Source organism: Hydrogenophaga bisanensis, assembly GCF_042665135.1.
In the GTDB taxonomy this organism is placed as follows: domain Bacteria; phylum Pseudomonadota; class Gammaproteobacteria; order Burkholderiales; family Burkholderiaceae_C; genus Hydrogenophaga; species Hydrogenophaga bisanensis.
This window is the reverse complement of the sequence record NZ_JBHTBX010000006.1, coordinates 1-13,434: the sequence shown is the minus strand read 5'-3', so window position 1 is coordinate 13,434 and position 13,434 is coordinate 1. Positions and strand designations below refer to the sequence as shown.

At 63.0% G+C, this 13,434-nt stretch carries 10 protein-coding genes and 1 tRNA gene; all 11 read right to left on the bottom strand.

Going from position 1 to position 13,434, the window contains the following annotated elements; all coding sequences use genetic code 11:
- Positions 1-10 precede the first annotated feature (10 nt).
- Positions 11-604: a LemA family protein gene (locus ACFQNJ_RS10040; protein ID WP_374641996.1), complete on the bottom strand. Its 594-nt coding sequence runs from the start codon at positions 602-604 to the stop codon at positions 11-13.
- Positions 605-796: 192 nt separating this feature from the next.
- A complete protein-coding gene (rpoC, locus tag ACFQNJ_RS10035) occupies positions 797-5,020 on the bottom strand; it encodes a DNA-directed RNA polymerase subunit beta' (RefSeq protein WP_374641998.1) in 4,224 nt (1,407 codons plus the stop codon).
- Between the two features lie 26 nt (positions 5,021-5,046).
- Entirely contained in the window at positions 5,047-9,171 is a 4,125-nt protein-coding gene (gene rpoB, locus ACFQNJ_RS10030; protein ID WP_382256692.1) for a DNA-directed RNA polymerase subunit beta, read from the bottom strand.
- A 305-nt stretch (positions 9,172-9,476) separates the two neighbouring features.
- Positions 9,477-9,854, bottom strand: coding sequence for a 50S ribosomal protein L7/L12 (rplL, locus tag ACFQNJ_RS10025; protein ID WP_374642002.1), 378 nt, complete (start codon positions 9,852-9,854; stop codon positions 9,477-9,479).
- Positions 9,855-9,899: 45 nt separating this feature from the next.
- A complete protein-coding gene (gene rplJ / locus ACFQNJ_RS10020; protein ID WP_374642004.1) occupies positions 9,900-10,406 on the bottom strand; it encodes a 50S ribosomal protein L10 in 507 nt (168 codons plus the stop codon).
- 247 nt (positions 10,407-10,653) lie between these two features.
- Positions 10,654-11,349, bottom strand: coding sequence for a 50S ribosomal protein L1 (gene rplA / locus ACFQNJ_RS10015; RefSeq protein WP_374642005.1), 696 nt, complete (start codon positions 11,347-11,349; stop codon positions 10,654-10,656).
- A gap of 1 nt (position 11,350) precedes the next feature.
- Complete coding sequence (gene rplK / locus ACFQNJ_RS10010; RefSeq protein WP_009516208.1) at positions 11,351-11,782, bottom strand: 50S ribosomal protein L11; 432 nt, start codon at positions 11,780-11,782, stop codon at positions 11,351-11,353.
- 113 nt (positions 11,783-11,895) lie between these two features.
- Entirely contained in the window at positions 11,896-12,465 is a 570-nt protein-coding gene (gene nusG / locus ACFQNJ_RS10005; RefSeq protein WP_374642008.1) for a transcription termination/antitermination protein NusG, read from the bottom strand.
- Positions 12,465-12,848 (bottom strand): preprotein translocase subunit SecE, encoded by a 384-nt coding sequence (gene secE, locus ACFQNJ_RS10000; RefSeq protein WP_374642010.1) that lies wholly within the window; start codon positions 12,846-12,848, stop codon positions 12,465-12,467. Before secE ends, nusG begins: the two co-directional genes overlap by 1 nt.
- A 147-nt stretch (positions 12,849-12,995) precedes the next feature.
- A tRNA-Trp gene (locus ACFQNJ_RS09995) sits at positions 12,996-13,071 on the bottom strand.
- 28 nt (positions 13,072-13,099) lie between these two features.
- The coding region (locus ACFQNJ_RS09990) for an EF-Tu C-terminal domain-related protein (protein WP_465262224.1) at positions 13,100-13,434 on the bottom strand (335 nt) is incomplete at its 5' end.

Here is a 13,434-nt window from a genome sequence, read left to right as displayed (position 1 = left end):
GCCCGTCGGCTCAGAACGTGACCTTGACCGGCTGGCGCTCAGCCTCGCTGCTGGTGGACTGCAGCATGCTCAAGGGCTGAAAGCCGAACAGGCGCGCCACGATCAACGTCGGAAACTGCGCCGCGGCATCATTGAATTCGAGCACATGGTCGTTGTAGGCCTGTCGTGCGAACCCGATCCGGTTCTCGGTGCTGGAGAGCTCTTCGCTGAGCTCGCGCATGGTCTGATCGGCCTTGAGATCAGGATAGGCCTCCGCCACCGCGAACAGGCGCCCCAGGGCGCCACCGAGCACCTGCTCCGCGCCGACCAGCGCGCCGATCGCTCCGGCGTTGAGTGGCGCACCGGCGGCGGTCTGCTCGGCACTGCGGGCCTGGTTGCGGGCGGCAATGACCGCCTCCAGCGTCTGCGCTTCGTGGGCAAGGTACTTGCGCGCCACCTCGACCAGATTGGGGATCAGGTCATAGCGTCGCTTGAGCTGCACATCGATCTGCCCGAACGCATTGGCAATCGCATTCTTCAGGCGCACCAGCCGGTTGTAGGCCCCTACCGCCCAGAAAAGCACCAGCACCGCCAGCACCAGCAACACCCATGTGGTTGTCGACATTCCCGAACCTCCAGTCAAATTCTCGTTGTCTGCCTGCAGGACAGGCTCCGCCGCCCCTGTGATGCGGCGCAATCAATATACCGCAGGGGGTCGACGGCCCTGCAACCGATATCTGGCAAAAAAAAGCCCCCGGCCGGATGGCCAGGGGCTTGCCGCTCTCAGGCGGTGGCCGTCAGGCGGCGGTGACGATCATCAATCGGCCGAACCCTCGGCGCCCGAAGCCTCGGCGGCTTCGGCCTGGTCGGCAGCCAGCGACAGCGCGTCGGCCTCGGCGATGGCGCGACGCTCTTCGTCGTCCATCTTCTCCTTGACGCGGCGCGCATCGTGGTAGGCCATGCCCGTACCGGCCGGGATCAGACGACCGACGATGACGTTCTCCTTGAGGCCACGCAGTTCGTCCTTCTTGCCCATGATCGCCGCTTCGGTCAGCACGCGGGTCGTCTCCTGGAAGGAAGCGGCCGAGATGAACGAGTCGGTCGACAGCGACGCCTTGGTGATGCCCAGCAGCACGTTGCTGTACGTGGCGGGCACCTTGCCCTCCTTGCGCAGCTCGTCGTTGGTGTTGAGGATCTCCGAACGTTCAACCTGCTCGCCGGCGATGTAGGACGACTCGCCCGGGTTCTCGACCACGACACGGCGCAGCATCTGGCGAACGATCACCTCGATGTGCTTGTCGTTGATCTTCACACCCTGCAGTCGGTAGACGTCCTGCACCTCATCGACGATGTAGCGCGAGAGCTCCTCCATGCCCAGCAGACGCAGGATGTCCTGCGGATCGGCCGGACCGTCGACGATGCTCTCGCCCTTGTTGACCACCTGGCCTTCGTGCACCAGGATGTTCTTCTCCTTGGGAATGAGTTCGTCCCAGACCTTGCCTTCCGGATCGGTGATCTGCAGACGCACCTTGCCTTTGGTCTCCTTGCCGAAGGACACGGTACCGGTCATCTCGGCCAGCATGCCCTTGTCCTTGGGCGAACGGGCTTCGAACAGCTCGGCCACGCGGGGCAGACCGCCGGTGATGTCGCGGGTCTTCTGGCCTTCGACCGGAATGCGCGCCAGCACCTCGCCGGGGCCCACGTCCTGACCGTCACGCACCTGGATCAGGGCGCCGACCTGGAAGCCGATCGTCACCGAGTGGTCGGTGCCGGGGATCTTGACCTCATTGCCCTGGGCGTCGACCAGCTTGACCTGCGGACGAACCACCTTGGCGGCGCCGCGGCGCTTGGGGTCAATCACCACCAGGGTGGACAAGCCGGTGACATCGTCCACCTGCTTGGCCACGGTCAGGCCTTCTTCCACGTTCTCGAACTTCACCTGGCCGGCGAATTCCGTGATGATGGGTCGGGTCAGCGGATCCCAGTTGGCCAGGATCGTGCCCGCCTTGATCTGCTGGTCGGCCTTGACCGTCAGGGTCGCGCCGTAAGGCACCTTGTGGCGCTCGCGCTCACGGCCGTGCTCGTCCTGGATGATGATTTCGCCCGAACGCGCGATCACCACCAGCTCGCCCTTGGAGTTGGTCACATAGCGCATCGTGGCGTTGAAGCCGATGATGCCGTTGGACTTGGCTTCCACGCTGGAGGCCACCGCGGCACGCGAGGCGGCACCACCGATGTGGAACGTGCGCATCGTCAGCTGCGTGCCGGGTTCACCGATCGACTGTGCGGCAATCACGCCCACCGCTTCGCCGATGTTGACCAGGCCACCACGGCCGAGGTCGCGGCCATAGCACTTGGCGCAGATACCGTAGCGGGTCTCGCAGGTCAGGGCGGTGCGCACCTTGACCTCGTCCACGCCAGCCGCCTCCAGCTCGTCGAGCATGTCTTCGTCCAGCAGCACGCCGGCACCGATGATCACGTTGCGGGTCTCGGGGTGGATGACCTCCTCGGCGGTGGTGCGGCCCAGGATACGGTCGCGCAGCGACTCGATCACCTCACCGCCCTCGACGATCGCGCGCATCAGGGCACCGTTGGAGGTGCCGCAATCGTCCTGCGTCACCACCAGGTCCTGGGTCACGTCCACCAGACGGCGGGTCAGGTAACCGGAGTTGGCCGTCTTCAGCGCCGTGTCGGCCAGACCCTTTCGGGCGCCGTGCGTGGAGATGAAGTACTGCAACACGTTCAGACCTTCACGGAAGTTCGCCGTGATGGGGGTCTCGATGATGGAGCCGTCCGGCTTGGCCATCAGGCCGCGCATGCCGGCCAGCTGGCGGATCTGGGCTGCGGAACCGCGGGCACCCGAGTCGGCCATCATGTAGATGGAGTTGAACGACTCCTGGTCCACTTCCTTGCCGGAGGCGTCGATGGTCTTCTGCTTGGCCAGCTGGGCCATCATGACCTTGGAGATCTCGTCACCGGCCTTGCCCCAGATGTCCACCACCTTGTTGTAGCGCTCGCCGGCGGTCACCAGACCCGAGGCGTACTGCTGGGAGATTTCCTTGACCTCGGCTTCGGCGCGGGCGATCACCTCGGCCTTCTGCGGCGGCACCAGCATGTCGTCCACCGCGATGGAGATACCGGCACGGGTCGCCAGGCGGAAACCGTTCTGCAGCAGCTTGTCGGCGAAGACCACGGTCTCCTTCAGGCCGCATTTGCGGAACGACATGTTGATCAGCTTGGAGATTTCCTTCTTCTTCAGCGCCTTGTTCAGCACTTCGAAGGGCAGGCCCTTGGGCAGGATCTCCGACAGCAGGGCGCGACCCACGGTCGTGTCCACCAGCTTGGTGTTGGGCACGAACTCGCCGGAGGCCTTGTCCTTGAGCCATTCGGTCAGGCGCACGCTGATGCGGGCCGTGATCTCGACCGCACCGTTGTCCAGCGCGCGCTGGACTTCGGCCACGTCGGAGAACACCATGCCTTCGCCCTTGCCGTTGATCTTCTCGCGGGTCGTGTAGTACAGGCCCAGCACCACGTCCTGCGAGGGCACGATGGACGGCTCGCCGGACGCGGGGAAGAGCACGTTGTTGGAGGCCAGCATCAGGGTGCGGGCTTCCAGCTGGGCTTCCACCGACAGCGGCACGTGAACAGCCATCTGGTCACCGTCGAAGTCGGCGTTGAAGGCCGCGCAGACGAGCGGGTGCAGCTGGATGGCCTTGCCTTCGATCAGGATCGGCTCAAAGGCCTGGATACCCAGACGGTGCAGCGTGGGCGCCCGGTTGAGCAGAACCGGGTGCTCCTTGATGACCTCTTCCAGGATGTCCCAGACCACCGGGGTACCGGCTTCGACTTCCTTCTTCGCCGCCTTGATGGTGGTGGCGATGCCCATGGCTTCCAGGCGCGAGAAGATGAAGGGCTTGAACAGCTCCAGGGCCATCAGCTTGGGCAGGCCGCACTGGTGCAGCTTGAGGGTCGGGCCCACGGTGATCACGGAACGACCGGAGTAGTCGACGCGCTTGCCCAGCAGGTTCTGGCGGAAGCGACCCGACTTGCCCTTGATCATGTCGGCCAGAGACTTGAGCGCGCGCTTGTTGGCGCCCGTCATGGCCTTGCCGCGACGGCCGTTGTCCAGCAGGCTGTCCACAGCCTCCTGCAGCATGCGCTTCTCGTTGCGCGCGATGATTTCGGGCGCCTTGAGTTCGAGCAGGCGACGCAGACGGCTGTTGCGGTTGATGACGCGGCGGTACAGGTCGTTCAGGTCGGAGGTCGCAAAGCGGCCACCGTCCAGCGGCACCAGCGGACGCAGGTCAGGTGGAAGCACAGGCAGCACGTCCAGCACCATCCACTCGGGTTTGATGCCGGATTTCTTGAAGGCTTCCAGCACCTTCAGGCGCTTGGCGTTCTTCTTGATCTTCAGCTCGGAGCCGGTCAGGTCATTGCGCAGCTTCTCGATCTCGGTGTCGAGCTCGATCGACTGCAGCAGTTCCTTGATGCCCTCGGCGCCCATCTTGGCGATGAACTCGTCGCCGTATTCGCGGCGCTTGGCGTCATAGTCTTCCTCGGACATGATGCTGAACTTCTTCAGCGGCGTCATGCCGGGGTCGACCACGACATAGGCTTCGAAGTACAGCACGCGCTCGATGTCGCGCAGCGTCATGTCCAGCACCAGGCCCAGACGCGACGGCAGGGACTTCAGGAACCAGATGTGCGCGCAGGGGGCGGCCAGGTCGATGTGACCCATGCGCTCGCGGCGCACCTTGGTCTGCGTGACTTCCACGCCGCACTTCTCGCAGATCACACCGCGGTGCTTGAGGCGCTTGTACTTGCCGCACAGGCACTCGTAGTCCTTGATGGGACCGAAGATCTTGGCGCAGAACAGACCGTCGCGCTCGGGCTTGAACGTGCGGTAGTTGATGGTCTCGGGCTTCTTGACTTCACCGAAGGACCAGGAACGGATCTTTTCCGGCGACGCCAGACCGATGCGGATCGCATCGAAGTGCTCGTCGGGCGTGAACTGCTTGAACAGGTCGAGCAAGGATTTCATGTGTCAGTTTCCTTTTCTTCAGTGAATCACGAACGCTCGAGCTCGATATCGATACCGAGCGAACGGATTTCCTTGACCAGCACGTTGAACGACTCGGGCATGCCGGCGTCGATCGCGTGCTCGCCCTTGACGATGGACTCGTACACCTTGGTACGGCCCTGCACGTCGTCGGACTTGACGGTGAGCATTTCCTGCAGGATGTAGGAAGCACCATAGGCTTCCAGCGCCCACACTTCCATCTCACCGAAGCGCTGACCACCGAACTGGGCCTTGCCGCCCAGCGGCTGCTGCGTGACCAGCGAGTACGGACCGGTCGAGCGGGCGTGCATCTTGTCGTCCACCAGGTGGTGCAGCTTGAGGTAGTGCATGTAGCCGACGGTGGTGACGCGCTCGAATGCTTCACCGGTGCGGCCATCGTACAGCTGTGCCTGGGTGCGGGTGGCCGTCAGGCCCTTCGCCTTGGCGATGTCGTCCGGATAGGCCAGCTTGAGCATGTCCATGATTTCCTGCTCGGACGCACCGTCAAACACGGGCGAGGCGAACGGGACACCACTGGTCAGCTCCTGCGCCATGGCGCGGATCTCGTCGTCGGACAGGTCGGCCAGGTTTTCCTTGCGACCGGTCTTGTTGTAGATCTGCTCCAGGAAGGCACGCACTTCGGACATGGCGGCTTCGCGCTGCAGCATGTCGCCGATGCGCTGACCCAGGCCCTTGCCGGCCCAGCCCAGGTGGACTTCGAGCACCTGACCGATGTTCATGCGCGAAGGCACGCCCAGCGGGTTCAGCACGATGTCGACCGGGGTGCCGTCGGCCAGGTGGGGCATGTCTTCCACCGGGGTGATCTTGGAGACCACACCCTTGTTGCCGTGACGGCCGGCCATCTTGTCGCCAGGCTGCAGGCGGCGCTTGACGGCCAGGTAGACCTTGACCATCTTGAGCACGCCGGCGGGCAGCTCGTCACCCTGGGTGAGCTTCTTGCGCTTCTCTTCGAAGGCCAGGTCGAAGCTGTGGCGGGTCTGCTCCATGGAGTTCTTGATCGACTCCAGCTGGGCGGCCACGTCATCGTCTGCCGGACGGATGTCGAACCAGTGGTACTTCTCGACTTCGTCCAGGTAAGCCTTGTCGATCTTCGTGCCCTTGGCCAGCTTCTTCGGGCCGCCGTTGGCCACCTTGCCGATCAGCAGCTTCTCGATACGGTCGAAGGCGTCGGCCTCGACGATGCGCAGCTGGTCGTTCAGGTCCAGACGGAAGCGCTTGAGTTCGTCATCGATGATCTGCTGGGCGCGCTTGTCGCGCTGGATGCCTTCGCGGGTGAAGACCTGCACGTCGATCACGGTGCCCTGCGAGCCCTGGTCCACACGCAGCGAAGTGTCCTTCACATCGGACGCCTTCTCGCCGAAGATGGCGCGCAGCAGCTTCTCTTCCGGCGTCAGCGTGGTCTCGCCCTTCGGGGTCACCTTGCCCACCAGCACGTCGCCCGGCAGCACCTCGGCACCGACGTAGATGATGCCCGAGTCGTCCAGGCGGTTGAGCTGCTGCTCGGCCAGGTTCGGGATGTCGCGGGTGATTTCTTCGGCGCCCAGCTTGGTGTCGCGCGCCATCACCACCAGTTCCTCGATATGGATGCTGGTGTAGCGGTCGTCGGCCACCACGCGCTCGCTGATCAGGATCGAGTCCTCGAAGTTGTAGCCGTTCCAGGGCATGAACGCGATCAGCATGTTCTGGCCGATCGAGATCTCGCCCAGGTCGGTCGATGCACCATCGGCGATCACGTCACCCTTGGCCAGCTTGTCGCCCTTCTTGACGATGGGGCGCTGGTGGATGTTGGTGTTCTGGTTGGAACGCTGATACTTGATCAGGTTGTAGATATCCACACCGACTTCACCGGCCACGGCCTCGGCGTCGTTCACGCGGATCACGATGCGGGTGGCGTCCACATAGTCAACCACACCGCCGCGCTTGGCGGTCACCACGGTACCCGAGTCGATGGCGGCCACACGCTCGATACCCGTGCCCACCAGCGGCTTCTCGGGACGCAGGGTCGGCACGGCCTGACGGGACATGTTGGCGCCCATCAGTGCGCGGTTGGCGTCGTCGTGCTCCAGGAAGGGCACCAGCGAGGCGGCCACCGAGACGATCTGCGCCGGGGACACGTCCATGTACTGGATGGTCTCGGGCGGGGTCAGGATCGATTCGCCCTTTTCACGGGCCGACACCAGTTCACCGGTCAGCTTGCCGTCCTTGTCCAGGGCCGCGTTGGCCTGGGCGATGACGTACTTGCCTTCCTCAATGGCCGACAGGTAGTCGATCTGGTTGGTCACCTTGCCGTCCACCACGCGGCGGTACGGGGTTTCGATGAAACCGTACTCGTTCAGGCGGGCGTACAGGGCCAGCGAGTTGATCAGGCCGATGTTCGGGCCTTCCGGCGTTTCAATCGGGCAGACGCGACCGTAGTGGGTCACGTGCACGTCGCGCACCTCGAAACCAGCGCGCTCACGGGTCAGACCGCCCGGGCCCAGGGCCGAGACGCGGCGCTTGTGCGTGATCTCGGCCAGCGGGTTGGTCTGGTCCATGAACTGCGACAGCTGCGACGCGCCGAAGAACTCCTTGAGGGCCGCGGAAATCGGCTTGGAGTTGATCAGATCGTGCGGCATCAGCGGCTCTTGCTCGGCTTGACCCAGACGCTCCTTCACGGCCTTCTCGATGCGGGCCAGACCGGTGCGGTACTGGTTTTCGGCCAGTTCGCCGACGCAGCGCACACGGCGGTTGCCCAGGTGGTCGATGTCATCGACTTCACCACGACCATTGCGCAGGTCCACCAGGATCTTGACCACGGCCAGGATATCGTCGTTGGACAGCACCATCGGACCGGTGGCTTCGTCACGGCCCACACGGGCGTTGAACTTCATGCGGCCCACGCGCGAGAGGTCGTACGTGTCCGGGTTGTAGAACAGCCGGTGGAACAGGGCTTGCACCGCGTCCTCGGTCGGCGGCTCGCCAGGGCGCATCATGCGGTAGATGGCCACGCGGGCAGCAAATTCGTCGGCGGTTTCGTCGATGCGCAGGGTCTGGCTGATGTATGCGCCCTGATCCAGCTCGTTCGTGTAGATGCACTGCAGGTCCTGCACGCCGGCCGAGCGCAGCTTCTTGAGCAGGGTTTCGGTCAGTTCATCGTTGGCCTTGGCGATGATTTCGCCAGTGTCCGGATCGACCACGGTGCGGGCAACCACACGGCCGATGAGGAAGTCTTCCGGCACGGTGATGTGGGTCGTGCCCGACTGTTCCAGCTCACGGGTATGGCGTGCGGTGATGCGCTTGTCCTTGGCCACGATCACCTTGCCGCTCTTGTCGGTGATGTCGAAGCGGGCGACTTCGCCGCGCAGGCGCTCGGACACGAACGCCATCTGGGCGCCGCTGTCCATCAGGCGGAAGTGGTCGTTGACGAAGAAATTCGCCAGGATGGTTTCCGGCGTCAGGCCGATGGCCTTGAGCAGGATGGTGACCGGCATCTTGCGGCGACGGTCGACGCGGAAGTACAGGATGTCCTTCGGATCGAACTCGAAGTCCAGCCAGGAACCGCGGTAGGGAATGATGCGTGCCGAAAACAGCAGCTTGCCGGAGCTGTGCGTCTTGCCCTTGTCGTGCTCGAAGAACACACCAGGCGAACGGTGCAACTGCGAGACGATGACGCGCTCGGTACCGTTGATGATGAAGGAGCCCTTGTCGGTCATCAGGGGCACTTCGCCCATGTAGACCTCCTGCTCCTTGACTTCCTTGACCACCTTGGACTGCGGCGTCGAGGACTCGCGGTCATAGATGATCAGCTGAACGCGGGCGCGCACGGCCGAGGCGAAGGTCAGACCGCGGGTCTGGCACTCGCGCACGTCGAAGGCCGGCTTGGCCAGGTTGTACTCGACGAACTTCATCTCGACGAAGCCGTTGTGCGAGACGATCGGGAAGGCCGAGTTGAAGGCCGCCTGCAGACCTTCGTTGGTGCGTTTGCTCGGAGGGAGATCTGCCTGCAGGAACGCGGTGTAGGCGTCCTTCTGCATCTGCAGAAGGTAGGGAATCGTCAGCACATTTTCGCGGCTGCCAAAGCTCTTGCGGATGCGCTTGCGTTCGGTATAGGAATAGGTCGATGCGGATGCCATGAGATCTCCGGAATGAGGTCTGCGGCGACTGACGTGCGCACCGGGTGGGCCTACCCGGTGGCTGCCTTGGCAGCAGGCCACTACCTGCCGTTGGCTGACGACCCGTGCGTTGCACACGGGCCCGGACCAAGTGGTCTTCTGCAGTCGGGGTCAGAAGACACTGGAAAAAAGACTGACGTCAGTCGTTTTTCCGGTGGCTGCTTGCCTGATCCTGCCGCCGTCCGGAGACCGCCGCAGAACCGTGCTCAGAAAGCACCAAAGGCTGGAGGCCCTTGCGAGCGCTCCAGCCCCTGAAAATGACCGAATTACTTGAGTTCGGCCTTGGCGCCGGCTTCCACCAGCTTCTTGACGGCAGCTTCGGCGTCGGCCTTGGCAATGCCTTCCTTGACGTTCTTCGGGGCGCCGTCGACCAGGTCCTTGGCTTCCTTCAGACCCAGACCGGTGATTTCGCGCACGGCCTTGATGACGGACACCTTGTTGGCGCCAGCGTCGGTCAGGACGACGTTGAATTCGGTCTTCTCTTCGGCAGCGGCTGCACCGGCAGCGGCACCACCGGCGGCCGGGGCGGCCATGGCGGCGGCGGACACGCCGAACTTCTCTTCGATGGCCTTGACCAGGTCATTGAGTTCCATGACGGTCATGCTGTCCAGAGCCGTCAGAAATGCGTCTTTATCGAATGCCATTTTGATTTCCTAACAATTGGTAAATACAGGGGGACAACCGCGCCATCAGGCGGCGGCTGCTTCGCCTTCGCCCTTCTTCGTCGCCAGGGCACCCAGCACCACGGCGGTGCGGGAAATCGGCGACTTGAGCAAGCCACAGAGCTGGGCCAACAGCACTTCCTTGGTAGGAATGCTGGCCAGCTGCTTCACACCCTCGACGTCCAGGACCTTGCCACCGTAGACACCACCGCGAATGACCAGCTTGTCGTTGGTTTTCGCGAAATCGGCCACCACCTTGGCGGCGGCCACAGCGTCTTCGGAGAAGCCATAAACGAGCGGACCGGTCATCTGGTCGGCAGCCACTTCGAACTGGCTTCCGGTCACGGCGCGGCGGGCCAGGGTGTTCTTCAGAACACTCAGGCTGACACCAGCGCTGCGGGCCTTGACGCGCAGTTGGTCCATGGATGCGACCGTGATGCCGCGGTATTCCGCCATCACGAGCGTTTGAGCTTTAGCGGCGAGGCTGGTCACTTCGTTGATGACCGCTTCTTTCTCACTGCGATTCAGACTCAAGGTCTACTCCTTAAATGTGTCCTGGCCGAAGCCGGGGACACGCCTCATTGCAGCGACCAACTGTTTCGGAACGGATTCCATCTGCAGCGGGATCGCCATCTGCGCTGGCTTGTCACCATTAAGTCGCGGCATGCATGCACACCTTGACACCAGCGGTCTTGGATGGCCCCGCCTGCTGGTCTTGCGACCGGAGGGCGGGCCCACCACACCCGGACAATCCCGAAGGATTGCCCGAATTTTCTTGCGATTACGCCGAGATGGTCTGGGTGTCCACGCGGACGCCCACACCCATGGTCGACGACACCGCCACCTTGCGCAGGTACACACCCTTGCTGGTGGCCGGCTTGGCCTTGTTCAGCGCATCGATCAGGGCTGCCAGGTTGCCCTGCAGCTTGTCGGCGTCGAACGAGCGGCGACCGATCGTGCCGTGCACGATGCCAGCCTTGTCGACACGGAACTGCACCTGACCAGCCTTGGCGTTCTTGACGGCCGTGGCCACATCGGGGGTCACCGTACCCACCTTGGGGTTGGGCATCAGGCCGCGCGGACCCAGGATCTGACCCAGGGTACCGACGATGCGCATGGCGTCCGGCGACGCGATCACCACGTCGAAGTCCATCTTGCCAGCCTTGACGTCGGCCGCCAGGTCGTCCATGCCGACCACATCGGCACCGGCGGCCTTGGCTTCTTCAGCCTTGGCACCTTGGGCGAACACCGCCACGCGCTTGGTCTTGCCGGTGCCGTTGGGCATCACGACAGCACCGCGCACCACCTGGTCGGACTTCTTGGCGTCCACGCCCAGCTGGATGGCCACATCGATCGACTCGTCGAACTTGGCGTTGGCGCATTCCTTGACGATCGCCAGGGCGTCGGTCAGCGGGTACAGCTTGTTGCTGTCCACTTTGCCTTCAAAGGCTTTTTGCTTCTTGGTCAGTTTGGCCATGTCACACGCCCTCCACGATCACGCCCATCGAACGGGCAGAACCGGCGATGGTCTTGACGGCTGCGTCGATGTCGGCAGCGGTCATGTCCTTCATCTTGGTCTTGGCGATTTCTTCCAGCTGAGCGCGGGTGATCTTGCCGACCTTGTTCTTGTTGGGCACCGAAGAACCCTTGTCCAGCTTGATGGCCTTCTTGATGAGGGTCGTCGCCGGGGGGGTCTTGATGATGAACGTGAAGCTCTTGTCCGCGAAGGCGGTGATCACCACCGGCAGCGGCAGACCGGGCTCGACGCCCTGGGTCTGGGCGTTGAACGCCTTGCAGAACTCCATGATGTTCAGGCCGCGCTGACCCAGCGCCGGACCGATCGGGGGAGAGGGATTGGCCTTACCAGCTGGCACTTGCAGCTTGATGAAGCCGACGATTTTCTTCGCCATTTTTCAGCTCCTGCGAGTGCAAACGGCTGCGCGTATGGCAGCCTCCTCGCGGTTGAAACCCGGAAAACACAAGAACAGCAGGCGCCGGGTCAATCCGCCTGCTGTCAACAGCTTCAGGTCTTCTCGACCTGACTGAACTCAAGCTCCACCGGTGTGGCACGACCGAAGATCGTCACCGACACGCGCAGCTTGTTTTTCTCGTAATTGACTTCCTCGACGGTGCCGTTGAAGTCGGTAAACGGGCCTTCCTTGACGCGCACGTACTCGCCCACCACGAACTCCACCTTGTGGCGGGGCTTGTCGGTGCCTTCCTGCATCTGGTTGACGATCTTCTGAACGTCTTCCTCGGAAATGGGAGCGGGACGGTTACGGGCACCCCCGACAAAACCGGTCACTTTGTTGGTGTGCTTCACCAGGTGCCAGGTGTCGTCGTCCATGACCATTTCGACCAGGACGTAACCGGGGAAGAACTTGCGCTCGGTGGTGCGCTTCTGGCCGTTCTTGACCTCGACCACCTCTTCGGTAGGCACCAGAATCCGGCCAAACTTGTCCTGCATGCCAGCGCGATTGATGCGCTCGACGATGTTGCGCTCGGCGGCCTTCTCCATGCCGGAATAGGCATGCACCACATACCAGCGCATGCCTTCCGTCGGTGCACCCATCGGGCTCTTCTGTTCACTCATTAGTTTCTCCAGCCCAGCACCAGGTCGTAGAACACCCATTCCAGGGTTTTGTCGGTCAGCCACAGGAACAGCGCCATCACCACCACAAAGGCGAACACATAGGCCGTCATCTGGATGGACTCGCGCCGGGTGGGCCAGACGACCTTCTTGACTTCACGCCACGAATCGCGACCGAAAGCCACCAACTGACGACCGGACTCGGAGACGATGAAGACAGCGACGGCAGCACCCAGACCCACCAGCAAGGCACCCCACTGCACCAGGGCCCCTTTGCCCGAAAGCAGATAGAACGCCACGAAGGCGCCGAGCAGCAACACCACGGCAGCGGCCAGCTTGGCCTTGTCAGCCCCGGTATTGACGGTTTGAACTTCGGAAGTGGCCATGGAGATCCAGATGGTGACGATCAGGCGTTGATGAGCCCAGCACGGACAAGCGAGTCTTCAGACAGTCAAGCCCACCTGAGGTCTTTCGACTTCGGCGGGCTTGTCAACCACGAGCCGGACGGTTTCAGCAACCGCGTTCTCGTCTCGTGGCAGGGGCAGAGGGAATCGAACCCCCAACCTTCGGTTTTGGAGACCGACGCTCTGCCAATTGAGCTATACCCCTACTCGGCTCTCTGCCTGCAAGCAGGCAATTACTCGATGATCTTGGCCACGACGCCGGCGCCGACGGTACGACCGCCTTCACGGATGGCGAAGCGCAGACCTTCTTCCATGGCGATGGGGGCGATCAGCTTGACGGTGATCGACACGTTGTCGCCGGGCATGACCATTTCCTTGTCGGCCGGCAGCTCGATGGAGCCGGTGACGTCGGTCGTGCGGAAGTAGAACTGCGGACGGTAGTTGTTGAAGAACGGGGTGTGACGGCCACCTTCGTCCTTGGACAGCACGTACACCTCACCGGTGAAGTGCGTGTGCGGCTTGATGGAGCCGGGCTTGCACAGCACCTGGCCGCGCTGCACTTCCTCGC